Annotated in this window: 22 protein-coding genes and 1 pseudogene; 19 read left to right on the top strand and 4 right to left on the bottom strand. The window is 64.5% G+C overall.

From position 1 onward, the window contains the following. Positions 1-65 precede the first annotated feature (65 nt). Positions 66-854 carry an SDR family NAD(P)-dependent oxidoreductase gene (locus tag ACVMB1_RS39255; RefSeq protein WP_028341382.1) on the bottom strand — a complete coding sequence of 263 codons (789 nt, stop codon included), beginning with the start codon at positions 852-854 and terminating at the stop codon, positions 66-68. A gap of 286 nt (positions 855-1,140) precedes the next feature. Continuing rightward, positions 1,141-2,811, bottom strand: a complete 1,671-nt coding sequence (locus ACVMB1_RS39260; RefSeq protein ID WP_076827723.1) for a methyl-accepting chemotaxis protein — start codon at positions 2,809-2,811, stop codon at positions 1,141-1,143. 512 nt (positions 2,812-3,323) lie between these two features. Here ACVMB1_RS39260 and ACVMB1_RS39265 point away from each other — a divergent pair. From ACVMB1_RS39265 to ACVMB1_RS39300, 8 genes are all read left to right on the top strand, one after another. Then, positions 3,324-3,989 (top strand): glutathione S-transferase family protein, encoded by a 666-nt coding sequence (locus ACVMB1_RS39265; protein WP_076827721.1) that lies wholly within the window; start codon positions 3,324-3,326, stop codon positions 3,987-3,989. Between the two features lie 144 nt (positions 3,990-4,133). Then, positions 4,134-4,505, top strand: coding sequence for a nuclear transport factor 2 family protein (locus tag ACVMB1_RS39270; protein ID WP_076827720.1), 372 nt, complete (start codon positions 4,134-4,136; stop codon positions 4,503-4,505). 136 nt (positions 4,506-4,641) lie between these two features. Continuing rightward, positions 4,642-5,058 (top strand): YciI family protein, encoded by a 417-nt coding sequence (locus ACVMB1_RS39275; RefSeq protein ID WP_057016223.1) that lies wholly within the window; start codon positions 4,642-4,644, stop codon positions 5,056-5,058. Positions 5,059-5,213: 155 nt separating this feature from the next. Continuing rightward, the gene (locus ACVMB1_RS39280; protein ID WP_028332843.1) at positions 5,214-5,639 is read left to right on the top strand and encodes a YciI family protein; all 426 of its coding nucleotides are present in this window, start codon (positions 5,214-5,216) and stop codon (positions 5,637-5,639) included. A gap of 87 nt (positions 5,640-5,726) precedes the next feature. Next, complete coding sequence (locus ACVMB1_RS39285; protein ID WP_057016224.1) at positions 5,727-6,092, top strand: YciI family protein; 366 nt, start codon at positions 5,727-5,729, stop codon at positions 6,090-6,092. Positions 6,093-6,350: 258 nt separating this feature from the next. Further along, complete coding sequence (locus ACVMB1_RS39290; RefSeq protein WP_050385230.1) at positions 6,351-7,064, top strand: TetR/AcrR family transcriptional regulator; 714 nt, start codon at positions 6,351-6,353, stop codon at positions 7,062-7,064. A 130-nt stretch (positions 7,065-7,194) separates the two neighbouring features. Continuing rightward, positions 7,195-7,686: a DUF2852 domain-containing protein gene (locus tag ACVMB1_RS39295; RefSeq protein ID WP_076827785.1), complete on the top strand. Its 492-nt coding sequence runs from the start codon at positions 7,195-7,197 to the stop codon at positions 7,684-7,686. Positions 7,687-7,839: 153 nt separating this feature from the next. Then, the gene (locus tag ACVMB1_RS39300; RefSeq protein ID WP_057016225.1) at positions 7,840-8,604 is read left to right on the top strand and encodes a serine O-acetyltransferase; all 765 of its coding nucleotides are present in this window, start codon (positions 7,840-7,842) and stop codon (positions 8,602-8,604) included. Positions 8,605-8,842: 238 nt separating this feature from the next. On the opposite strand, the gene ACVMB1_RS39305 is transcribed toward ACVMB1_RS39300, so the two are convergent. Both ACVMB1_RS39305 and ACVMB1_RS39310 read right to left on the bottom strand, forming a co-directional pair. After that, positions 8,843-9,916 carry a tartrate dehydrogenase gene (locus ACVMB1_RS39305; RefSeq protein WP_076827718.1) on the bottom strand — a complete coding sequence of 358 codons (1,074 nt, stop codon included), beginning with the start codon at positions 9,914-9,916 and terminating at the stop codon, positions 8,843-8,845. A gap of 21 nt (positions 9,917-9,937) precedes the next feature. Then, entirely contained in the window at positions 9,938-11,251 is a 1,314-nt protein-coding gene (locus ACVMB1_RS39310; RefSeq protein WP_076827716.1) for an MFS transporter, read from the bottom strand. A 252-nt stretch (positions 11,252-11,503) separates the two neighbouring features. On the opposite strand from ACVMB1_RS39310, the gene ACVMB1_RS39315 reads away from it, so the two are divergent. The 11 genes and pseudogenes from ACVMB1_RS39315 to ACVMB1_RS39365 all read left to right on the top strand — a co-directional run bounded on the left by ACVMB1_RS39315 (position 11,504) and on the right by ACVMB1_RS39365 (position 23,078). Then, the gene (locus tag ACVMB1_RS39315) at positions 11,504-12,421 is read left to right on the top strand and encodes a LysR family transcriptional regulator (protein WP_076827714.1); all 918 of its coding nucleotides are present in this window, start codon (positions 11,504-11,506) and stop codon (positions 12,419-12,421) included. 446 nt (positions 12,422-12,867) lie between these two features. Then, positions 12,868-14,355 carry a glycoside hydrolase family 71/99 protein gene (locus tag ACVMB1_RS39320; RefSeq protein ID WP_141343173.1) on the top strand — a complete coding sequence of 496 codons (1,488 nt, stop codon included), beginning with the start codon at positions 12,868-12,870 and terminating at the stop codon, positions 14,353-14,355. A gap of 24 nt (positions 14,356-14,379) precedes the next feature. Continuing rightward, positions 14,380-15,120, top strand: a complete 741-nt coding sequence (locus tag ACVMB1_RS39325; protein WP_057016230.1) for a class I SAM-dependent methyltransferase — start codon at positions 14,380-14,382, stop codon at positions 15,118-15,120. Positions 15,121-15,291: 171 nt separating this feature from the next. Further along, positions 15,292-16,075: pseudogene (locus tag ACVMB1_RS39330) on the top strand (LysR family transcriptional regulator). Between the two features lie 1,295 nt (positions 16,076-17,370). Then, positions 17,371-17,562 (top strand): hypothetical protein, encoded by a 192-nt coding sequence (locus tag ACVMB1_RS39335; protein ID WP_057016232.1) that lies wholly within the window; start codon positions 17,371-17,373, stop codon positions 17,560-17,562. A gap of 5 nt (positions 17,563-17,567) precedes the next feature. Beyond that, positions 17,568-18,323, top strand: a complete 756-nt coding sequence (locus ACVMB1_RS39340) for a metal ABC transporter ATP-binding protein (protein ID WP_028332852.1) — start codon at positions 17,568-17,570, stop codon at positions 18,321-18,323. A 5-nt stretch (positions 18,324-18,328) separates the two neighbouring features. After that, positions 18,329-19,198 (top strand): metal ABC transporter permease, encoded by an 870-nt coding sequence (locus ACVMB1_RS39345; RefSeq protein WP_016842589.1) that lies wholly within the window; start codon positions 18,329-18,331, stop codon positions 19,196-19,198. Positions 19,199-19,203: 5 nt separating this feature from the next. Then, a complete protein-coding gene (locus tag ACVMB1_RS39350) occupies positions 19,204-20,076 on the top strand; it encodes a metal ABC transporter substrate-binding protein (protein ID WP_456849726.1) in 873 nt (290 codons plus the stop codon). A gap of 109 nt (positions 20,077-20,185) precedes the next feature. Next, on the top strand, positions 20,186-21,244 hold the full coding sequence (locus ACVMB1_RS39355) for a CobW family GTP-binding protein (RefSeq protein WP_076827709.1): 1,059 nt from the start codon (positions 20,186-20,188) through the stop codon (positions 21,242-21,244). Continuing rightward, on the top strand, positions 21,244-22,263 hold the full coding sequence (locus ACVMB1_RS39360; RefSeq protein ID WP_076827707.1) for a WD40 repeat domain-containing protein: 1,020 nt from the start codon (positions 21,244-21,246) through the stop codon (positions 22,261-22,263). Before ACVMB1_RS39355 ends, ACVMB1_RS39360 begins: the two co-directional genes overlap by 1 nt. A 98-nt stretch (positions 22,264-22,361) precedes the next feature. Continuing rightward, complete coding sequence (locus ACVMB1_RS39365) at positions 22,362-23,078, top strand: MgtC/SapB family protein (protein ID WP_038384367.1); 717 nt, start codon at positions 22,362-22,364, stop codon at positions 23,076-23,078. The last annotated feature ends 50 nt before the right edge of the window (positions 23,079-23,128 follow it).

The following is a 23,128-nucleotide window of genomic DNA, read 5'->3' on the forward strand; positions in this document are numbered from 1 at the left end:
CCGTAAGAACGGGGCGAGGGAGTGCAGTCCCGTCGCGGTGTGACATTAGTTCGTTCGATCAACCGTTACCCATTCCGTCGCGCGCCGCGCAGGGTCGGCAGGCCGATGCCGGCGGCGTCGAAGCCGCCGTCGACGGCGAGGATCTGTCCGGTGATGTAGCTGGCGCGATCCGAGCACAGGAAGAAGATCGCTTCCGCCAGCTCCTCCTCCAGCCCATAGCGGTTGAGCGGGATGGCGTCATGATAGTCGGCGCGGATCTCCGGCGTGTGGACGGCCTTGGCCATCGCGGTCTCGACCGGCCCGGGCGCGACGCCGTTGACGCGGATGCCGAGCGAGGCGAGTTCGACCGCGAGCTGCTTGGTGAGATGCGCGAGGCCGGCCTTGCTGGTGCCGTAAGCCGAGCGCAGCGTCGAGGCGCGCACCGCCGAGATCGAGGTGATGTTGACGATTGCACCGCCGCCATGTTCCCGCATTAACGGCGCGGCCGCCTTGGTGCACAGGAACGGGCCGGTGAGGTTGACCGCCATGATCCGGCTCCAGTCGGCGTCCGAGGTCTCCAGCACCGGCGTGAACACGGCAATGCCGGCATTGTTGACCAGCGCGTCGAGCCGGCCGAACCGGTCCGTGATCGCAGAGATCGCGGCTGCCACGCCAGCGGCATCTGATACGTCGCAGGTGAGCGCCAGCGTGTCGTCGGGCTGCTTCAGCGCCGCGACCGCCGCGCGCAGCAATTCGCCCTCGATGTCGAGCAGCGCGACGCGCCAGCCGTCGGCGAGAAAGCGTTTCGCCGCGGCAAGCCCGATGCCACGCGCGGCGCCGGTCACGAGTGCGACTTTGGGGGAAGCGGAATTCATCGGATGGTCCATCGGTTCGGGCAGGAAGTCCCGACCGTCTGCGACCTTTACTCCGACGTGTCAACCCGACGGCGACACGCGGCATGCTCTCTCTCCGTCACCCTGAGGCGCGAGCGTAGCGAGCCTCGAAGGGTGCACGGCCACCAGCCGGGGAGTGTGGAGTATCGGCTTCCTACGGCACGCCGACCCTCTCGCCGCAATCCTGAAGAGCCCGCAAAGCGGCGCGTCTCGAAGGATGCACGGCCCCCAGCCCGGGCCGCCCATCCTTCGAGGATCGCACCGTGGCTTACGCTGCGAGTTCGGCAGAGGCGCGCTGCATGTTGGTGGACATGTCCTGCGTCACGATGCTCTGCTCCTCGACCGCGGCGGCGGTGGAGGTGATGTATTCGTTGACGCCGGCGATCGCCGCCTTGATCTCGGACAGCGAGCTCACGACTTCGGCGGCGATCGAGTTCAGCGCGTCGATTTCCGAGGAGATCGTGTCGGTCGCCTGCTTGGCCTGATTGGCGAGGCTCTTCACCTCGGAGGCAACCACCGCGAAGCCGCGGCCGGCTTCGCCGGCGCGCGCCGACTCGATCGTGGCGTTGAGCGCCAACAGGTTGATTTGCCCGGTGATGCTCGAGATCATCTCGACGATGCCGCTCATCGCCTGAGCTGCCGCATTGAGCTTCTGCGCCTGTCCGTCGGCAGCCTCGACCCGGCCGGTGGCGACCGCGGCGTTCTGCTTCGACTTGGTCATGGTTTCCGAGATCTCGCGGATCGAGGCGCTCATCTCCTCGCTGCCGGCGGCGACCGCCTCGATCAGGCCGCGCGCGCTGTCGGCCTTCTTGCGGCCGATCGCCTGCGCGGTGATGTCGGTGGCGTACTTCACCACCTTGTAGGGCTTGCCGTTGAGATCGAGGATCGGGTTGTAGGAGGCCTGGATCCAGATCTCGCGGCCGCCCTTGGCGATACGCTTGTATTCGGCGGCCTGGAATTCGCCGCGGTTCAGCGCGCCCCAGAACTCGCGGTAGCCGGCCGCGCTCGCCTCAGTGGGCTCGACAAACATGCTGTGATGCTTGCCCTGGATCTCGGCAAGCGAATACCCCATCGCGGCGAGGAAGTTCGGGTTCGCGGTGCGGATCGTGCCATCCATGTTGAACTCGATCACCGCCTGCGACTTGCCGATCGCATCGATCTGGCCGTCATTGTCGGCGGTTTTCACCTTCTGCTGGGTGACGTCGGTGGCGAACTTGACGACCTTGAACGGCTTGCCGCGATCGTCGAGGATCGGGTTGTAGGTGGCGAGGATCCAGATTTCCTTGCCGCCCTTGCCGAGCCGCTTGAATTCGCCGGCCTCGAACGTGCCCCGGTTCAGCCGTGCCCAGAAGTCGCGATAGGCCGCGCTGTCGCGGTCGGCCGGCGGCACGAACATGCTGTGGTGCTTGCCCTGGATCTCGGCGAGCGAGTAGCCGAGCGCGCTTAGAAAATTCTCGTTGGCATTGACGATGGTGCCGTCCATGTCGAACTCGATCACCGCCTGCGCCCGGCCGATCGCGGCGATCTTGCCGGCATCCTCCATGCTGTGGATCTTCTGTGCGGTGATGTCGGTGGCGAACTTGATCACGCCGACCGGCTTGCCACCCTTGTCAAGGATCGGGTTGTAGGAGGCCTGGATCCAGATCTCGCGGCCGCCCTTGGCGATGCGCCTGTATTGCGCGGCCTGGAATTCGCCGCGGTTCAGGTCGGCCCAGACCGCGCGATAGTCCTGGCTGTCGCGCGTGGCCGGATCGACGAACATGCTGTGGTGCTTGCCCTTGATCTCATCGAGCGTGTAGTCCATCGCATTCAGGAAGTTCTCGTTGGCGTCGACGATCGTGCCATCGAGCTTGAACTCGATCACCGCCTGCGACTTGCCGATCGCGGCAGTCTGCGCCAGCGCATTCTCGATCTTGGCCTTGTTGCTGAAACTGAACATCAGGGCTCCGTGAAGGTCCAAATAAAAGGGATGGGGAAAAGCGGATCGCGGCAACTCACGGAAAGGTTGCAGCGAGCCGTTTAGCATCGGTAAAGCCTGTTGCTCGCGCGCGCTTGGCACGAACTGCATAACGCCAAGTTCCGCGCATGCATCCGCCTCAATTCGCAAAGGTTTTTTTCAGAGTGCACGTTATCATCCACGGGCAGCACGCGATGTTCACCGTAATCATACGGACGAAAATCGATGATGACTTTCGTCTGATGCGGGGTGATTGAAACGCGGCTAGTTCAGCGATGCTGATGGACCTATTACGAAGCCTGATATCGCCGGCCGCTTTTCACCGATCGATGCAGCGACGTGATTCGCGTGCTCGATGAATGTGCGTCGCGTTCGATGCTTGGTCCACGCCCGCCGACCGCAATAAGTATCGCCATAAAAATATCACGGCAAGAGATGTCGGAAGGGCGGTCCCGGCCTCGTCCTCCGGTCACTCATTCCATGATGGAGTTCCGATGTCGCTTACCCTGCATTACCATCCGCTGTCCTCGTTCTGCTGGAAGGCGCTGATTGCGCTCTACGAGAACGGCACGCCATTCACGCCGAACGTGGTCAATCTCGGCGATCCTGCCGAGCGCGCGGCGCTGCTCGCGCTGTCGCCGATCGGCCGCTTTCCCGTGCTCCGCGACGAGACGCGGGATGAGACGGTGCCGGAATCGAGCATCGTCATCGAATATCTCGACCGGCATTATCCCGGTGCCGTCAGGCTGATCCCCGAGGACCCGGACCTCGCGCTGCAAATCCGGCTGCGCGATCGCTTCCTCGATCTCTATGTCCACCTGCCGATGCAGAAGGTCGTCGGCGACCGGCTGCGGCCTGCGGACAGCAAGGATCCGCATGGCGTCGCCGAGGCGCGGGCGCAACTCCGCACCTCCTATGCGATCCTGGATCAGCAGCTCGATCCGCAACGCGCGCGTGGCGGCTGGATGATGGGCGAGCATTTCTCGTTGGCCGATTGCGCGGCCGCGCCGACGATGTTCTACGGCAACAAGGTCGAGCCGTTCGGAGATGGCCATCGGCATCTGGCCGCCTATCTCGAGCGGCTGATGGCGCGGCCGTCCTTCGCGCGCGTGCTGAGGGAGGCCGAGCCCTATTTCGGCATGTTCCCGCGGGAAACCTGACGCAAGCCGGCCTCCGACCCGGTTCCAAAAATAAATCGTGGCGGGATGTCGCTTTCGCGCCGCCCCGTTCGTCATCTCGCTGAGGCCCGGGTTTCCGGAGCGCCGGCCGCTCCGGGGCCCCGGGCGATACGTGTGGGAGACGACATGGCTGCAGCTGGCAACAGGGCGGAGATCATCCGCTCCCTCTTCGCCGCCTACCTCGCCAATGACCGCGCGAGCGTGGAGGCGGCGTTCGCCGAGGATTTCCGCTTCTCGACGCCCTATGGCGAGAACATCGACAAGCCGACCTATTTCGCCAAGTGCTGGCGCGACTCCGGCTGGATCGGCCGCCACGAGATCGAGCGCATCATGGTCGACGGCGTCGAGGCCTTCGTCACCTATCGCTGCGTCGCCCGCGACGGCAAGAGCTTTCGCAACACCGAGTTCTTCGTGTTCGACGGCGACAAGGTGTCGCGCATCGACGTCTATTTCGGCCCGTCGCACCAGGACGGCGAACTTGTCAGGCAAGACCGCTGAGGGCTGTGGCGAGCGATGCAATGACCTCCCAAATAATTTCGCTTGGCCTGTCGGCGTGGCAAGCCCCGCGTCGTCCTTGAGACGAGCACCGGAGATACCGGCAAAGCAGCTGAATACAAGACAACGGAGCAGGACGATGAAGTTCATGGTGATCGTGAAGGCGAACAGGGACACCGAGGCCGGCGTGATGCCGAGCACCGAGCTGCTCGCGGCGATGGGCAAGTTCAACGAGGAGATGGTCAAGGCCGGCGTTATGCAGGCCGGCGAGGGGCTGCATCCGACCAGCAAGGGTGCCCGCGTCAAATATGCCGGCGGGCAGAGCACGGTGTCGCGCGGCCCGTTCGGCCTGAGCAGCGATCTGGTCGCCGGCTTCTGGCTGATCGAGACCAAGTCGCTCGATGAAGCGATCGACTGGATGAAGCGCGCGCCGTTCGACGGCGGCTCCGAGATCGAAATCCGCCAGGTGTTTGCCGCGGAGGATTTCGGCGAGGCGCTGACGCCCGAGCTGCGCGAGCGGGGAGAGCGCCTGCGTGCGCAGGTGGGCAAGAAATGACACCCGACGTCATTCCGCGATATCGCACCGGCGATGCGCCCGGAATACATGATCATCGTCGCAAGTCGTGGATTCCGGGCCGGCGCCGCGTGGGGCTTCCCGGCATGACGAGGGTGAAGATTGCGAGTTACTCAACAGGCAAGGAAGTCCGACCAATGCGTTTCATGATGCTGATGATCCCGCTCGGCTACGAGTCCGCGCCGGCCAAGCTCGAGCTCGACCCCGAACGGGTCGCCGCGATGATGCGGTACAATCAGGCGCTGAAGGACGCCGGCGTGCTGATCACGCTGGAAGGCCTGCATCCGCCGGCCGCCGGCGCGCGCGTCAAGTTCGACACCGGCGTGCCGGTCGTGATCGACGGCCCGTTCACCGAGGCCAAGGAAGTGATCGGCGGCTTCTGGATGATCGAGGTCGCCTCGCGCGCCGAGGCAATCGAATGGGCCAGGAAGTGCCCGGCCACCGCGAACGAGATGATCGAGATCCGCCAGGTGCAGGAGATGGCCGATTTCTCCGAAGAGGTGCAGCAGGCGGCCGCCACCTTCGAGCATCCGCAGGGCGGCTGGGGCAAGGCGCTGCGCTGAACATTCAACGAGAAACGATGCCGCTTCAAAGCGTCACCGTATCACCGAACCATCGTCCACCAACAACGACCACAACGGAGACGCAACATGAGCACCAACACCTTCCTCGCCGTCTATCTCGGCGGCGGTAAAACCGGCTCGCGGATGGCAGCCTGGAACGCGCTGCCCGAGGCCGAACGCCGTGCCAAGGAGCAGCAGGGCATGGCGGCCTGGGGCGCCTGGGTCGAGAAGCATCATGACGTGATCGTCGAGATGGGCGGACCGCTCGGCAAGACCAAGCAGGTCGGGCAGGGCGGCGTCACCGACATCGCCAATCTGATGACCGGTTTCACCGTGGTGCGCGCGCCCTCGCATGAAGCGGCGGCAAAGCTGTTCGAGAACCACCCGCATTTCTCGATCTTCCCGGGCGAGGCCGTGGAGATCATGCCGGTGCTACCGATCCCGGGCCGCTAAGGCGGGAGAATTCACCTCCCCTTGAAAAGGGGGTCGCTTTGCTCGCCAGAGCAAAGCGGGTGGGATCTGCTCTCCCCGCATACAGCGTCGACTGCGGCTGACCCCCTTTCAGGGGGAAGGAGAAGATCGAGCCATGCTTGAGCCGGGCTACTGCCGTCAAGCGCGTGCAGCGAGGCCGCGTCACACCCGTTAATCTTGATTGACGCGGCGCCGCCCCGCTAGTGACCTTTACCGCGGGCTCATGTAAAAGCCGTTCACATGAGCTGGCGCAAGGACCAAGGCCGCGCCGAGCGCGGCTATCATCACGGCAATCTCAAAGAGGCGTTGCTGCAGGCCGCCCTCGACCTGATCTCGAAGAAGGGGCCGGCCGGCTTCACCTTCGCCGATGCCGCGCGGATGGCCGGCGTCAGCCCGGCCGCGCCGTACCGCCACTTCCGCGACCGCGACGAGTTGATCGCCAGCATCGCGCAGCGCGGCTTCGAGCAGTTCGAATCGCTGCTGACGCAGGCCTGGGACGACGGCCGCCCCGATACCGTCACGGCGTTCGAGCGGGTCGGCAAGGCCTATCTCGCCTTCGCCCGCGAGGAGCCCGCGTTCTATTCCGCGATGTTCGAATCCGGCCTGCCGGTCGATTCCAATCCGACCTTGATGGCCGCAAGCGAGCGCGCCTTCGCGATCATCCGCGCCGCCGCCGAGCGGCTCGCGGCACTGGCGCCGCCCGGCATGCCGCGTCCGCCGGCGATGATGATGGCGCTACACATCTGGGCGATGTCGCACGGCGTCGCTTCGCTGTTCGGCCGCGGCGATGCCGCGCGGCGCAAGCTGCCGATGTCGCCGGAGGATCTGCTCGAGGCCGAAGTGCTGATCTATCTGCGCGGCCTCGGCTTCCCGACCGACCGCCGGCCTGGAACCGCGGCCGCCGACGACAAGCCGGCCGGCGAAAGGTCTGGTCCCTGGGGCAAGCCGAAATAAGGTTCAACGGCCAAGCCAAAAATAATCCGAGGGGTGCGTCACCCGCGCTGCTTGACTTTCCCAAGGGATCGGCTACCTATGTAAATGTTATTTACATTCACAACGGCGTGATGCCGTGATGGAGAAGGAAATGGCCTACACCGCTGATGTCAATCGCTGGCGCGGCCCCGTCGAAGAGCCCTACCGTCCCTACTTCTACGCGACGCCGTGGCATCCCCTGAAGATCGCCGGGATCATCCTCGGCTTCATGATCTGGTGGCCGATCGGCCTCGCCCTTCTCTTTTTCACACTCGGGAGCAGAAAGATGGCCTGTTGGAGTCACAACGACATGGATCGCTGGCAGAACAAGATGGAGCGGATGCAGGACAAGATGGAGCGGATGAAGAGCCGCATGGAGCGCCGCGGCTTCCCGTTCGGCGGCTTCGGTCCGCCCTCCAGCGGCAACCGTGCCTTCGACGAGTACCGCCAGGACACGCTGCGCCGTCTCGAGGAGGAGCAGGTCGAGTTCAAGAACTTCCTCGATCGCCTGCGCCACGCCAAGGACAAGGAAGAGTTCGACGCCTTCATGGCGCAGCACAAGACCCGTCCGACCCCGCCGACCGACCAGCCGCCGCAGAGCTGATCGCGCGAGGCAAGCGCTAGCCTTCAGGCGATGTGCCCCCATAGAACCTGATGGCCCTGAGCCGCCCGTTTGCGATGAGCAAGCGGGCGGTTTGCATTTTGGGATGGTGACGCCCACTCTATCGTTTGGGATCCGGACGATGAGGTGAAGACTATGGCGGGATCAGCGACAGTGACGGCCGGCGAGCTCTGGCTTGCGATCCGGCGCGAGGCGGAGGCGGCGATCGCTGCCGATCCATTCCTCGAGGCGTCGGCCGCCTTCATTCTCGATCAGGGCGACCTCGGCGGGGCGCTCGCTTTTCTGATCGGCCGGCATATCAGCCGCGCGGAAGAGGATCGCGCACAGTTCGCGCGGACCGCCCGCGAAGCCTATGCGGCCGAGCCCGTGCTGGTCGATGCCGCGGCCACCGATCTCACGGCCATCGTGCGCCGTGATCCCGCGATCACGGGCTTCCTGCCGCCGCTGCTCAACTTCAAGGGCTTCGTCGCGCTGCAGGCCTGGCGGGTGTCGAACTGGCTGTGGCGCCAGGACCGCCCCGACCTTGCGCTCATGATGCAAAGCGCGACGGCGGACCAATTGCAGATCAGCATTCACCCGTCGGCCCGGATTGGAACGGCGGTTTTCCTCGATCACGGCACCGGCATCATCATCGGCGCGCTGGCCTCGGTCGGCGACGAGGTCACGATTTTGCAGAACGTCACCATCGCGCGGCATCAGGATGATCCGCGCCGCGCGCCGAAGATCGGCCACGGCGTGCTGCTCAGCGCCGGCGCCACGGTGATCGGACATCTCTCGATCGGCGATTTCGCCAGGATCGGCGCCGGCGCGCTGGTGACGACGGATGTGCCCGCCGGCTGCACCGCCATCGGCGTGCCCGCGCGGCTGACCAATTGCGCGGAGGCGGGCACGCTTTCGTGAGGTGAGCACCCCTCTCAGGCACCCTCTCCCCTTGTGGGAGAGGGTGGGGTGAGGGGTGGCCCCGGGCGAGACGGCGAGAGATAGGGCAATCGTTGATCAGCGTGCGCAGCGGGCGTCGCTAATCCTCATGGAGAGCGGAGCAAGCGGTACCCCTCTCCCCAACCCTCCCCCACAAGGGGGAAGGGAGTCCGACTAGCGCGCTCGCCTCACTGCGTGATGCGACGGGACCGTCGCCGCCTTACATATTCGACCCATGGATCGCGTCAGTCACCGCATCGGTGACTTCCTTCGTCGTCGCCTTGCCGCCGACGTCGGGCGTCAGCACGCCGGCCGCGCACACCTTCTCGACCGCGGCCATCAGGCGCGCCGCGGCGTCCTTCTCGCCGAGATGCTCCAGCATCTGTGCACCGGTCCAGAACGTCGCGACCGGGTTGGCGATGCCCTTGCCGGTGATGTCGAAGGCCGAGCCGTGGATCGGCTCGAACATCGAGGGATAGCGGCGCTGCGGGTCGATGTTGCCGGTCGGCGCCACGCCGAGGCTACCGGCCAGCGCGCCGGCGAGGTCGGAGAGGATATCGGCGTGCAGATTGGTTGCGACGATGGTGTCGAGGCTCTTCGGATTGAGCGTCATCCGCACCGTCATGGCGTCGACCAGCATCTTGTCCCAGGTGACGTCGGGGAAGTCCTTCGCTACCTCGGCCGCGATCTCGTCCCACATCACCATGCCGTGGCGCTGCGCGTTCGACTTGGTCACCACGGTGAGGAATTTGCGCGGCCGCGACTGCGCGAGCTGGAACGCATAGCGCATGATCCGCGTCACGCCGACCCGGGTGAAGACAGCGACTTCGGTGCCGACCTCTTCCGGCAGGCCCTTGTGCGCGCGGCCGCCCATGCCGGCATATTCGCCTTCGGAATTCTCGCGCACGATCACCCAGTCGAGATCGCCGACGCCGACATTGCGCAGCGGCGAGGCGACGCCGGGCAGGATCTTGGTCGGCCGCACATTGGCGTATTGGTCAAAGCCCTGGCAGATCGGCAGCCGCAGGCCCCACAGCGTGATGTGGTCGGGCACATCGGGTGCGCCGACCGCGCCGAAATAGATCGCGTCGAATTTCTTCAGCTCCGCGAGCCCGTCGGCCGGCATCATCACGCCGTGCTTCTTGTAATAGTCCGAGCCCCAGTCGAAGGTCTTGACGTTGAAGCTGATGTCGCCGCTGCGTTTTGCGAGAGCCTCCAGCACGCGGACGCCCGCGGAGATCACTTCGGGGCCGATGCCGTCGGCGGGGATGGCGGCGATGGAATGGGTACGCATGGGTTGTCTCCGGATGAGTGGTTAGCGGGTTCGCATGGGATTTGGTTGCGGTTCGGATTGTGCCGGCGCGCTCTGCGCGCGCGACAGCAGCAGCGTGAGCACGGCCGAGAGCACCAGGAGGCCGGCGACGAAATAAAGACCGCCGTCGAAACTGCCGGTGCGTTCCTTGATCCAGCCGATCATCGCCGGCCCGACGAAGCCGCCGAGATTGCCGATCGAGTTGATGGTGGCGATCCCGGCCGCGGCGGCCGAGCCGGACAAGAACATGGTCGGCATGCTCCATAGCGGCGGCTTCGACGAGGAGATGCCGATATTGACCAGGGTCAGCGCCGCGATCACGGCGGCAAGGCCGGTCCACAGCCCGGCGAGCGCAAGTCCCGCCGCGGCCATCAGGCAGGCCAGCACCACGTGCCAGGTGCGCTCGCCGGTGCGGTCGGAATGTCGCGCCCATAGCACCATTGCGATGACGGCAACCGTCGCCGGTACGGCGTTGAGGAAGCCGACCTGGATCGACGACAGGCCGAACGCCTTGATGATCTGCGGCGCCCACACCCCAAGTGTGTAGAGCCCGGCCGAGGTGCCGAAATAGACCAGAGCCAGCGCCAGCACCCGCGGGTCGGCGAGGCCGCGCCAGATGCTGTGGCTTGCGGTCGTGGCCTTGCCGTCGTTCTCGACCTTCATGGTCTTGACCAGCCAGGCGCGCTCGTCGTCGGCCAGCCATCTGGCCTGCTCCGGCCGGTCGGTCAGGAAGCCCAGCACGACGAAGCCGAGCAGCACGGCGGGCACGGCCTCCAGCACGAACAGCCATTGCCAGCCCTTGAAGCCGAGCAGTCCGTCCATCTCCAGCAGCGCACCGGAGAGCGGCGAGCCGAGCACGGTCGACAGCGGCGCCGCCGCCATGAACAGCGCGGTGACGGCGGCGCGCTGCCGCGCCGGGAACCAGTAGGAGAGATAGAGGATGATGCCGGGGAAGAAGCCTGCTTCGGCGGCGCCGAGCAGGAAGCGCAGCACGTAGAAGCTAGTCGCGCCCTGCACCAGCGCCATCGCCGCCGAGACCAGGCCCCAGGTGATCATCACCCGCGCGATCCAGATCCGCGCGCCGATCTTGTGCAGGATGATGTTGGAGGGCACTTCGAACAGGAAGTAGCCCCAGAAGAAGATACCGGCGCCGAAGCCATAGACGGTCGGCGACAGGCCGATGTCCTTGTTCATGGTCAGCGAGGCGAAGCCGATATTGACGCGGTCGATGAACGCCACGAAGTACAGCAGCATGATGAACGGCACGATGCGCAGTGAGATCTTGCGCAATACGCGCGCGCCAAGCTGGCTTTCCATGGGCTTCTTCCCCCGGGTTCGTCTTGTTTGTTGGGACGGCGCCTGTCGCGCGCCATCGGAAAGCCTAGAAGCTCGCGCCCTTCCGCTTCAACCCACGCCGGTTTATACAAAAAAATGATATAATCGGACCCGGTCTCACTTGGCGTCGTGCCCGGCCATGTGCGGGGCATCCACGTCTTGGCGGCAAAGAAAGACGTGGATGGCCGGGACAAGCCCGGCCATGACGAACGCGGGGCATAAGGAAGCGACATCTTGGAACTGCACCAGCTTCGCTGCTTCGTTGCGGCTGCCGAGGAACTGCATTTCGGCCGCGCGGCGCAGCGCCTGCAGATGATGCCGTCGGCGCTGGGCCGCCACATCAAGCTGCTGGAAGAGGATCTCGGGGTGCGGCTGTTCGCGCGCACCACGCGCGCGGTGTCGCTGACCGAGGACGGCGCTGTGCTGCTGCGCGAGGGCCGCGCGCTGCTCGGCCGCGCTGAGGCGATCGAGAACGGCTTTCGCCGTCGGCTGCGCAAGCCGCAGGCGCGCCGCTTCCGGATCGGCGCGATCGACAGCGCGGCGGCCGGCCTGCTGCCGCCGCTGCTGCGCGACCTCCGCGCCGCCCATCCTGATGTTGCCGTGCAACTGCTCGAGGAGAAGACCATCCGGTTGCTGCCGAAGCTGCTGTCGGGCGCGCTCGACCTTGCGTTCGTGCGCCCGCCGGAGCGGCCCGACCGCCGCATCGAGTTTGTCCCGCTGCTGCAGGAGACCGCCGTGGTGGCGCTGTCGCACAAGCACGCGCTGGCGCGGCGCAAGCAGATCGTGCTGCCCGACATCGCGGATCAGCCCCTGATCGTGCCGGAACGCCGCTCGCGGCCGCACAGCCACGATCTGACGACAAAACTGTTCGCCGAGGCCGGGCTGACGCCGCGTATCCAGGAGATCGCCGACGAGAAGCAGACCATCGTCAACATGGTCGCAGCAAGGCTCGGCGTTGCCATCGTGCCGCGCTGGACCGCACGGATGGCGATATCAGGCGTCCGCTTTGTGCCGCTCCGCCTGAAGCGCGGCAGCAGCGCCGGCCGCCTGCCGCTCGCCGCCGCCTGGCTGAAAGGCTCCCGCGATCCGGTACGCGACCAGGTGATCGCGGTGCTTGAGGCAAGGTTGAAGAGTTACGCGCGCGAGGCGTGAACACGTCTCTCTCTCTCTCTCTTCATTCCGGGGCGTGCGAAGCGCGAGCTCGGAATCCATTCCACCACGCGTTTTGCGGATCGATGGATTCGGGACCTGTGTTGCAAAACGCGGAGCCTCTGTCTTCAACCAATGGAAGGATCATTCGATTTTTCAACCGTGTCGTCGCGAGGCGTGGAGCGCGGTAGTGCCTGTGCCCATTTCGGCGGCAGAAAGTTCCTCGATCAACTGAAACGCATGGTGCGGAAAGTTCCACCACGATCCCGTTCTGTTTCGACCTAATGTGAATCGCGGCGCGATGCTTGCAAGAACCAAAGCAGTTTGATCTCACGCTGTTGCATCGATGTTCCGCTTCAACGGATACGATTGCAGTGCGCCGCCACATAAGCGCCCTTTGTTACTTCTTGAATGCATGTCGAGTAACAACCGAAATCCCGAGCCGCATCATGGCGGCTTTGGACCAAGGGAAAGTGATGATGTGGACAGCCCGACACTGCTCGATCCGTCTGCTTGTTGTGCTTGCGACGGCAGTCTCCTCACTCCCAGCCATGGCTCAGGTGAGCAAGGGCAGTCCTTCCGCCGTGGCACCCGCAGCGCCCGCCGCACCAACTGCGGCACCGGCCTCGTCGAGCAAGGTCTCATTAGGTGCCATTCGGTGGGACAATTGGAGTCTCGACAGTCCCTATGGGCAGGTCCTAGCCGACCCTGGATTGCGCGCGCGCGCTCCGTATTACACAGAGCGTCTGCCGAACGGAAATCTCGGTTTTCCCGGAAACACCGAACGAGCACTGAATGCGGACGTGCATTACGCGAAGTCCGCAGGCTTGGATTATTTCATCTTCGGCTACTACCTGGAGAGTTCGTCCTGGGGACGCGATCCCAGTCGAGCCGTGGCGCTCAATCGGGCGTTGGGAAATTTTCTTCGGCTTCCAGACAAGCTCGGCATCAAATACGCGCTGAATTTCAACCTGTCATTCCCCCCTCGTGATGTGCCGATGGTGAGTGATGCAATCAGCAAAGCGGTAGCCGGGCCGGATTACATGCGGGCGAGCGACGGCTCGGCGCCTGTGTTCTTCCTGCTTGGTACGATGACCCCGTGGATAAAGGGGCTTGGGGGTGAAGAGGGTACAAAGGCGGCCCTGAAGGATATGAGGGATCGGGTCAAGGCCGCGACCGGCCGAGATCTCTACCTGGTTGCCTTGCTCTTCAACCTGTCCGAGACGGAGCCCGTTGCTCACAGGATAGGATTTGATGCGGCGAGTACATATGCGACCGCCCTTGGGTCGAATGGAAAATCCCTGCCGTACGCCAGTTGCGCGGCTCTTGCACAGAAAGCCTGGCAAGCCGAAGCCCAGAATGGTTCTGGAGGCTTCCTGCCAACCGTGACGCTTGGCTGGGATTATCGACCGGCTTTGCGCGATCCTCAGGAACTGAAAACTCGCAAGCCGAATCCGGACTGGTGTCAACCTGCCACCGATGAGGAATGGACACGGCAAATCCGTGCTGCAATCAGTCAGGCGGCCAACAATCCGCGCAACGGTCGCTTCAAGAGCGTTGTGATCTATGCCTGGAACGAGAGCTCCGAAGGCGGCTGGATTCAGCCGACGCTGTCTGAAGGCGTGCGGCGTCTCAAAGTGATCGCCAACGCGGCGGGCCGACGCCCGACACTTCCGCCGTTCAAGCTGGTGTGGCCGACGCGGATCGATCCGAAGGCGTGTGCCGTCGGTTCGTCATCGATCTCAACTACAACGGCTGGCGCCGGATGCAAATCGGCCAGTGATTCGATGACAACTGCGTGGCCATGTCCGCCAGGCATGCAGATTGCAGGCGAGGAATTGCGCCAAGCACCGTCGGAGGATGGAGAAAAAATACCGCTTATCTGGCAGGAGAGGCTCTGCACGCCACAGGGCAAACAGCAGCGATCAGTTAATTGAGTCAATATCGACAGGGGGTTCCCAATGGATGAAGTCTGGAGTGATGAGAATACCTTCGTGATCAACAACATGAAGTTTGGCCTGATCAGGCAGAACTTCAATGATGCCAGGACGACGAAGGATTCCATCGCGATCATCAAGAACCGCGGGATGATTGATCGCTACAAAAGCCTCATTCGCGAGAACGGGGTTACCAATATCCTGGAATTCGGCATCTTCGAAGGTGGTTCGGCTTTGCTTCTTGCCGCGATCGAGGAACGTATCAAGTTCGTCGGGATCGATATCAGACCTGCGAGCCCAGCGGTGCTTGGCCTGATCCGCGACCACGGTCTGACGGACCGCGTCAAATTATACTACAATACGTCGCAAGGCGACACCGCGCGCGTCCAGACCATCATCAGGACGGAATTCCCCGGCCAGCGAATAGATATGATTATCGACGACGCCTCGCATCAATACGAGCTCTCGCGAGCAAGCTTCGAGGCGTCCTTCCATTATCTCAAGAGCGATGGTCTCTATCTGATCGAAGATTGGGCCTGGGCTCATTGGGAGGAGCCCTATCAGACGCAGCAATGGACCGATATGCCCGCCCTCACCAATCTGATCTTCGAGCTCGTCATGCTCTGTGGGAGCCGGCCCGATATCATTTCGGAAATGAGCGTTCAGAAGGCGATAGCCATTTTCCGCAAGGGCGAACAAGAGGTCGGAAACTTCAGCCTGTCAAAGCTCTACCGTCATCGCAACAGGTGGACCCCCGCACTGTGACGATGCGCCCGGCTCTTGCCGGAGAGCACACGAGCTCGATCGCTTCCCCCACAACGCGTTATGCCCGGCCTTGCGCCGGGCATTCACGTCTTGGCTGCATAAAAGGAAGACCTGGACGGCCGGGACGAGCCCGGCCATGACGATGACTGAGCCGAAAGGAATCCCCGCGTCTTGGAACTGCACCAGCTTCGCTGCTTCGTGGCGGCTGCTGAGAACTGCGTTTCGGGCGCGCGGCGCTGCGCCTGCAGACGATGCCGTCGGCGCTCGGCCGCCACATCAAGCTGCTGGCGATCGAGAACGGCTTTCGCCGTCGGCTGCGCAAGCCACAGGCGCGCCGCTTCCGGATCGGCGCGATCGACAGCGCGGCGGCCGGCCTGCTGCCGCCGCTGCTGCGCGACCTCCGCGCCGCCCATCCTGATGTTGCCGTGCAACTGCTCGAGGAGAAGACCATCCGCCTGCTGCCGAAGCTGCTGTCTGGCGCGCTCGACCTCGCCTTCGTGCGCCCGCCGGAGCGGCCCGACCGCCGCATCGAGTTTGTCCCGCTGTTGCAGGAGACCGCCGTGGTGGCGCTGTCGCACCAGCACGCGCTGGCGCGGCGCAAGCAGATCGTGCTGCCCGACATCGCGGATCAGCCCCTGATCGTGCCGGAGCGCCGCTCGCGGCCGCACAGCCACGATCTGACGACAAAGCTGTTCGACGAGGCCGGGCTGACGCCGCGTATCCAGGAGATCGCCGACGAGAAGCAGACCATCGTCAACATGGTCGCAGCAAGGCTCGGCGTCGCCATCGTGCCGCGCTGGACCGCACGGATGGCGATCCCCGGCGTCCGCTTTGTGCCGCTCCGCCTGAAGCGCGGCAGCAGCGCCGGCCGCCTGCCGCTCGCCGCCGCCTGGCTGAAAGGCTCCCGATCGCTGTGCTCCAGGCACGGTTGAAGAGTTACGCGCGCGAGGCGTGAGGGCGCTTCGTTGCGTGATGCCTCGACGGCCGATGAATGATTTTGGCCGGTTGACCTAGGTCAACACGACCTGCGCTGGCCAGGGTGAGCGTGCCCGGCATGGCGAAGCGTCAGGACTGGGTCATGATCGCAGGGTGCGTCGCTACCGCTTTGGCGGTGGTGGCGCTCGTCGCCCTTTTCTCTGCCTGAGCTGTGTCGCCCCCGTAGTGTTACGGGGATGTCCAGCTAGGTCCCGGAGATAACTGGGTAATTCCCAAAGCTCGAACACCGCTGGCACAAACTGCACTGGCTCGCCGAGTTCCTCCCGGCATAGCTTCCCCTTCCAACGTAGGGCGGCGTTATGGGCAACCTACTTTACAGCGTGTTTGTCGTACTGATGGGGCTAAGCCCGGTCATCCTCGTGGCGATTGCCATGTTCATAAATTGAGGGCCAGGGCTGTGTCTTTCGGCGTGCCAACCACTGATCCATTCCGCTGGCGTGCTTAGTTAATAAATCCGCGATGCTTTAACCTGGTGAAAGGTTGGCGTCAGCGCGGGCGTGTACGCTCGCGCCCATGAATTGGGACCTGCTGTATTTCCGCCTCTCGCTCGTCTGGATGGCGATCACCGCTGCCATGCTGGTCTATGTGCTGGTCGCATAGGGCTGCCTCTTCGCATAGGGCAGCCTCTCCGTCGCCGAAGGCGTTCCGCCGGTATTTTCCCCACGCCAATCGGTGATTTGCCGACGGACAACTCAGCAAAACGTGTCAAGTCCCCGCACGGAGCCCATGGGGGCGATCGACACCCGGCTTTCCCGCGCGCCCTCAGTTCAAGAGAGGGCGGATTGAAAAGTCAAAGCTCGGGCAATTCATATCGCGAGAGCGCAGAAGTTCGTCTTACTCGCGGCTCCACACACTCAGTGTCGTCCCGGCGAAAGCCGGGACCCATAACCACAAATGCCGATTGTTACGCACCGTTGGAATAACGAGTCCCGTCAACAACACCCGCCGCGGCGCATGGGTCCCGGCCTGCGCCGGGACGACACTGAATTTGAGGCGCGCAGGCGGGCCTCGCAATCTGCACCACGGATTCGCCGTTGTCTCGGCCTTCGCCAGGACGACGCGGAGAGAACTGCGCACGGGTCTGCCTTCGCTCCGGCGCAGGTAGCCAACGGTTCCCATCCAGGCAGGTTTCCGGCAAAGCTGTCGACCGGGACGTCACTCTGCCGGCGCGGCTCAAATCTCCCCGGTTTTGCGGGTCCGCCATGAGTTCCTCCTTTGTAGACTCGCGTTATGTTATAATATAACAGTCGTTCCATGGCGCATACGCATACCCACGAGGACCACCATCACGGCCACGCCCCCCACGGGCACAGCCACGCCCCGCACGCGCATCCGGCGCAGGCCGCGCACTGGTCGATCCTGCGCATGCCCGTGCCGGGCCGACTGCTCGCGGCGCTCGCGGTCAGTGCCTGCCTGTGGGCTGTCGTCTGGCTGGCGATGAGGTGAGACCGGTGGCTGCTCTTGTTACCTTCCGTGACGTCACGCTCGGCTATGACCGCCACCCGGCGGTGCATCATCTCAATGGCGCCGTCGAGGCCGGTGCGCTGCTCGCCGTGATCGGCCCGAACGGCGCCGGCAAGTCGACCCTGCTGCGCGGCATCGCCGGCGTGCTCAAGCCGCTGTCCGGCGTGATCGATCTCGACGGGCTGGATCATCGCGACATCGCCTATCTGCCGCAGTCTGCCGACATCGACCGCAGCTTCCCGATCTCGGTGTTCGATTTCGTCGGCACCGGGCTGTGGCGCTCCACCGGGTTCTTCGGCGGCATCGGCAAGGCCGCGCGCGAGAAGATTTTGGCGGCGCTCGCCGCCGTCGGCCTCAACGGATTCGAGAACCGCCCGATCGGCACGCTGTCCGGCGGCCAGACCCAGCGCATGCTGTTCGCGCGCGTGCTGTTGCAGGACGCCCGGCTGATCGTGCTCGACGAGCCGTTCAACGCCATCGACGCCAAGACCACCGCCGACCTGCTGGCGCTGGTGAAGCGGTGGAACGGCGAGGGGCGCACCGTGCTGGCGGCGCTGCATGACCTCGACATGGTGCGCAACAATTTCCCGGAGACGCTGCTGCTGGCGCGCGGCCCGGTCGAATGGGGACCGACCGCCGAGGCGCTGACGGCGGACAATCTGATGGTCGCGATGCGGATGTGCGAGGCGTTCGACGATAGCGCCGCGGCCTGCGCCGCTGATCCACGCTCGCGGGCCGCCTGACGCCGATGCTATCCGACGCGCTGGTCACGCCCTTCACCGAATTCGAATTCATGCGCCGCGCGCTGGCGGCGGTGATCGCGCTGTCGCTCGGCGGTGCGCCGATCGGCGTGTTCCTGATGCTGCGGCGGATGAGCCTGGTCGGCGACGCCATGGCGCATGCGATCCTGCCGGGGGCGGCGATCGGCTTCCTGCTGTCCGGGCTCAACCTGTTCGCGATGACGACCGGCGGCCTGATCGCGGGCTTTGCCGTGGCGCTGCTCGCCGGCCTCGTCGCCCGCACCACCGAATTGAAGGAGGACGCCTCGCTTGCGACCTTCTATCTGGTCTCGCTCGCGCTCGGCGTCACCATCGTGTCCATCAAGGGCACCAATATCGACCTGCTGCACGTGCTGTTCGGCAACATCCTGGCGATGGACGACCAGACGCTGCTGGTGATCGCGTTCAACGCCACCCTCACGCTCCTGGTGCTCGCGGTGATCTATCGCCCGCTGGTGATCGAATGCGTCGATCCGGTGTTTTTGCGCACCGTGAGCCGGGCCGGCGCGCCGGCGCATCTCGCCTTCCTCGCGCTGGTCGTGGTCAACCTCGTCAACGGCTTCCACGCGCTCGGCACGCTGCTCGGCGTCGGACTGATGATCCTGCCCGCGGGCATTGCGCGGTTCTGGTCGCGCGACATCACCACCATGATCTGCATCGCGGTGGCGAGCGCGATGCTGTCGGGCTATGCCGGACTCGTGCTGTCGTACCAGACCCGGATTCCCTCAGGCCCCGCGATCATCCTGGTTGCGGCGGGGCTCTATATTGTGTCGCTGCTGTTCGGCAATGTCAGCGGCCTGGTGCGGCAGCTGTTTCCCGGCCGCCATCTCGAGGCGTGAGTACGATGCGGCGATTGTTCGGTTTGATTGGTCTGGCGCTGCTGCTGGCGAGTGGACCGGCGCGCGCCGCCGAACGCATCAATGTCGTCGCGAGCTTCTCGATCCTCGCCGACATGGTGCGCAATGTCGGCGGCAATAATGTCGACGTGACGGCGCTGGTCGGGCCCGACGGCGACGCGCATGTCTACGCGCCGACGCCGGCGGATGCCAAGAAGGTCGCCGACGCCAAGCTCGTGGTGATTAATGGTCTCGGCTTCGAGGGCTGGATGCCGCGGCTGCTGCAGGCCTCGGGCAGCAAGGCACCGGTCGCGGTGGCGACCAAGGGGATCATGCCACGGAAGATGGGCGGCCATGACGATCCGCATGCCTGGCAATCCGTGGCCAATGCGAAGATCTACGTCGTCAATATTCGCGACGGGCTGATCGCCGCGGCCCCCGACCAGACAGCCATCTTCAAGGCCAATGCCGACGCCTATCTGGCCAAGCTCGAGGCGCTCGACCGCGAGGTGCATGAGGCGGTGGCGAAAGTGCCGGAGGCGCGGCGCAAGGTGATCTCGACCCATGGCGCCTTCGGCTATTTCGCTGACGCCTACGGCGTCACGTTCTTCTCGCCGCTCGGCGTGTCCACGGATTCCGAGCCCAGCGCGCGCGATATCGCCGCCATCATCGCCCAGATCAAGGTTGCGAAAATTCCGGCAGTTTTTCTCGAAAATATCAGCGATCCCCGCCTGATCGAGCGGATCGCGGCCGAGACCGGCGCCCGGGTCGGCGGCACCCTGTATTCGGACGGTTTGACGGCCGAAAAGGGCGATGCACCCACTTACATTGATATGGTCAGGCACAATATAAAGGCCCTGACCAGCGCGCTCGCCGAGTAGGGCAGGGGCCTCCCTGTCTGGGTTGAGCGCGGACCAGCATGATCCGGAAAAGTGGGGTCCGGTTTTCCGATAAGATCATGTTCAAACAAAGAGTTCCTTCGGAGTTGTTATGGCTGAAGCTTCGCAAAAAATTCCTGTGACCGTGCTGACGGGCTATCTCGGCGCCGGCAAGACCACGCTGTTGAACCGCATCCTGTCGGAAAACCACGGCAAGAAATACGCCGTCATCGTCAACGAATTCGGCGAGATCGGCATCGACAACGACCTCATCATCGGCGCCGATGAGGAAGTGTTCGAGATGAACAATGGCTGCGTGTGCTGCACGGTGCGCGGCGACCTCGTCCGCATCATGGACGGCCTGATGAAGCGCAAGGGCAAGTTCGACGCCATCATCGTCGAGACCACCGGCCTTGCCGATCCGGCGCCGGTCGCGCAGACCTTCTTCGTCGACGAGGACGTGCAGAAGAACGCCCGGCTCGACGCGGTCGTGACCGTCGCCGATGCCAAATGGCTGAGCGACCGCCTCAAGGACGCGCCGGAAGCCAAGAACCAGATCGCGTTCGCCGACGTCATCGTGCTGAACAAGACCGACCTGGTCTCAAAGCCCGAACTCGCCGAGGTCGAAGCCCGCATCCGCGGCATCAATCCCTATGCCAAGCTGCACCGCACCGAGCGTTGCCAGGTCGGGCTGACCGACGTGCTGGAGCGCGGCGCGTTCGATCTCGACCGCATCCTGGAGATCGAGCCCGATTTCCTCGAGGCCGGCGACGATCACGACCATGATCACGATCATCATCAGCATGACCATGATCACCACCACCATCATGATCACGACCATGGCCATGGCGGGTTGAAGCATTATCACGACGAGGACATGCAATCGCTGTCGCTGCGTTCCGAGAAGCCGCTCGACCCGACCAAGTTCATGCCCTGGCTGCAGCAGCTCGTCGCCACCGAGGGCCAGAAGATCCTGCGCTCGAAGGGCATCCTCGCCTTCACCGGCGATGACGACCGCTACGTGTTCCAGGGCGTCCACATGATGCTGGAGGGCGACCATCAGCGGAAATGGAAGGACGGCGAGAAGCGCGAGAGCCGCGTCGTGTTCATCGGTCGTGAACTGCCCGAGCAGGTGATCCGCGACGGCTTCGAGCAGTGCATCACCACGTGATGAAAGAGTTCGATCCGGGCGAGGCCCCTTCTTCCATCGTTTCGATCACCGACCGCGTCAAGCCGCTGCCGCTCGGCGCGGCGGTGAGCTCGGTACATTTCCTCGGCGACCGCGCGTTCTTCGTCGGCGCCGAGGAGGGTGTTGCGATCGCGACCGCCGAAGGCGAGATCACACGGACGCAGACGCATTTCGGCGCCATCCTGTGCGCCGCCTCCGACGGCAAGCGGCTCGTCACCGGCGGTGACGACGGCAAGCTGGTCGCGATCGACGCCAAGGGCGAGACCGCTGTCATTGCGACCGACGCCAAGCGGCGCTGGATCGACAACGTCGCCCTGCACAGCGAGGGCACGCTGGCATGGTCGGCGGGCAAGACCGCGTTCGTGCGCAATCCCAAGGGCGAGGAGAAAACCTTCGAGGTACCGTCGACCGTCGGCGGGCTTGCTTTTGCGCCGAAGGGCCTGCGGCTTGCGATCGCGCATTACAACGGCGTGACCTTGTGGTTTCCCAACATGGCGGCCAATCCGGAGTTTCTGGAATGGGCCGGCTCGCATCTCGCCGTCATGTTCAGCCCGGACAACAAATTCCTCGTCACCGCGATGCACGAGCCCGCGATGCATGGCTGGCGGCTCGCCGACAACCGGCATATGCGGATGAGCGGCTATCCTGGCCGGGTGCGCTCGATGTCATGGAGTGTCGGCGGCAAGGGGCTCGCGACCTCGGGCGCCGATACCGTGATCGTCTGGCCGTTCACCAGCAAGGACGGCCCGATGGGCAAGGAGCCGGCGATGCTGGCGCCGATGCCGGCGCGGGTCGCCGTGGTCGCCTGCCATCCGAAGAACGACATCATGGCGGTCGGCTATGCCGACGGCACCGTGCTGATGGTCCGGCTCGAGGACGGCGCCGAGATCCTGGTGCGCCGGAACGCCGGCACGGCGGTGTCGGCGCTCGGATGGAATGCCAAGGGCACGCTGCTCGCCTTCGGCACGGAAGATGGTGACGCGGGCATCGTGGAAATGTAAGAGATCGCGGCAGACGAAGCGTTTTCGAGCGAAGTGAGTACCGGATCGCATGAAGAAAACGCGTCAAAAGACGAAGCTCGCGCCGGGGCCGCAGCGTCATGCGATTTCTCACCACGTTCCAGCTCGCCGACTTCATCGACACGCTGGTCAGCCTGACCACGGCCTTTGTATTCGGCACCCTGATCGGCGCTGAGCGGCAGTACCGGCAGCGCACCGCGGGTCTGCGCACCAATGTGCTGGTCGCGGTCGGCGCTGCCGCCTTCGTCGACCTCGCGATGCATCTGGCCGGCGCCGACGGCGCGGTGCGGGTGATCGCCTATGTGGTGTCGGGAATCGGTTTCCTCGGCGCCGGCGTCATCATGAAGCAGGGCATGGATGTGCGCGGCCTCAACACCGCGGCCACGCTGTGGGCCTCGGCCGCGGTCGGCTCCTGCGCCGGTGCCGACCTCGTGGCGCAGGCGGCGGCGCTGACCGTGTTCGTGATCGCCGGCAACACGCTGCTGCGTCCGCTGGTCAACGCCATCAACCGCATCCCGCTGAACGAGAAGGCCTCGGAGGCGACCTACTACTTCAAGCTCGCGGTTACCCCGGAAGCGCTGCCAGACATGCGCGATCGCCTGGTCGAGAAGCTGGAGGCCGCGAACTACCCTGTTGCCGATGTCGACGTGGTCGAGGCCGGCGACGACTTCCTCGAGATCGTGGCGACGCTGGTCTCGACCGCGGTCGAGCCCAACGAGCTGAATGCCGTGGTGGTCGACCTGCAGCATCAGCCCGGCGTGCGGCACGCGACCTGGGAAGTCAGCACCACGGATTGAGCCGAGGTTCCCGCAGGCACCGCTTCGGAACCATGCCGTGGCGGGATCGT

The sequence above is a fragment of the Bradyrhizobium sp. USDA 4504 genome (assembly GCF_054063995.1).

Bases quoted from the DNA above. Each gene is read 5' to 3' on its own strand.
- ACVMB1_RS39255 (WP_028341382.1), bottom strand. From the start codon at position 854: ATGAATTCCGCTTCCCCCAAAGTCGCACTCGTGACCGGCGCCGCGCGT.
- ACVMB1_RS39260 (WP_076827723.1), bottom strand. From the start codon at position 2,811: ATGTTCAGTTTCAGCAACAAGGCCAAGATCGAGAATGCGCTGGCGCAG.
- ACVMB1_RS39265 (WP_076827721.1), top strand. From the start codon at position 3,324: ATGTCGCTTACCCTGCATTACCATCCGCTGTCCTCGTTCTGCTGGAAG.
- ACVMB1_RS39270 (WP_076827720.1), top strand. From the start codon at position 4,134: ATGGCTGCAGCTGGCAACAGGGCGGAGATCATCCGCTCCCTCTTCGCC.
- ACVMB1_RS39275 (WP_057016223.1), top strand. From the start codon at position 4,642: ATGAAGTTCATGGTGATCGTGAAGGCGAACAGGGACACCGAGGCCGGC.
- ACVMB1_RS39280 (WP_028332843.1), top strand. From the start codon at position 5,214: ATGCGTTTCATGATGCTGATGATCCCGCTCGGCTACGAGTCCGCGCCG.
- ACVMB1_RS39285 (WP_057016224.1), top strand. From the start codon at position 5,727: ATGAGCACCAACACCTTCCTCGCCGTCTATCTCGGCGGCGGTAAAACC.
- ACVMB1_RS39290 (WP_050385230.1), top strand. From the start codon at position 6,351: ATGAGCTGGCGCAAGGACCAAGGCCGCGCCGAGCGCGGCTATCATCAC.
- ACVMB1_RS39295 (WP_076827785.1), top strand. From the start codon at position 7,195: ATGGCCTACACCGCTGATGTCAATCGCTGGCGCGGCCCCGTCGAAGAG.
- ACVMB1_RS39300 (WP_057016225.1), top strand. From the start codon at position 7,840: ATGGCGGGATCAGCGACAGTGACGGCCGGCGAGCTCTGGCTTGCGATC.
- ACVMB1_RS39305 (WP_076827718.1), bottom strand. From the start codon at position 9,916: ATGCGTACCCATTCCATCGCCGCCATCCCCGCCGACGGCATCGGCCCC.
- ACVMB1_RS39310 (WP_076827716.1), bottom strand. From the start codon at position 11,251: ATGGAAAGCCAGCTTGGCGCGCGCGTATTGCGCAAGATCTCACTGCGC.
- ACVMB1_RS39320 (WP_141343173.1), top strand. From the start codon at position 12,868: ATGGCGGCTTTGGACCAAGGGAAAGTGATGATGTGGACAGCCCGACAC.
- ACVMB1_RS39325 (WP_057016230.1), top strand. From the start codon at position 14,380: ATGGATGAAGTCTGGAGTGATGAGAATACCTTCGTGATCAACAACATG.
- ACVMB1_RS39335 (WP_057016232.1), top strand. From the start codon at position 17,371: ATGGCGCATACGCATACCCACGAGGACCACCATCACGGCCACGCCCCC.
- ACVMB1_RS39345 (WP_016842589.1), top strand. From the start codon at position 18,329: ATGCTATCCGACGCGCTGGTCACGCCCTTCACCGAATTCGAATTCATG.
- ACVMB1_RS39350 (WP_456849726.1), top strand. From the start codon at position 19,204: ATGCGGCGATTGTTCGGTTTGATTGGTCTGGCGCTGCTGCTGGCGAGT.
- ACVMB1_RS39355 (WP_076827709.1), top strand. From the start codon at position 20,186: ATGGCTGAAGCTTCGCAAAAAATTCCTGTGACCGTGCTGACGGGCTAT.
- ACVMB1_RS39360 (WP_076827707.1), top strand. From the start codon at position 21,244: ATGAAAGAGTTCGATCCGGGCGAGGCCCCTTCTTCCATCGTTTCGATC.
- ACVMB1_RS39365 (WP_038384367.1), top strand. From the start codon at position 22,362: ATGCGATTTCTCACCACGTTCCAGCTCGCCGACTTCATCGACACGCTG.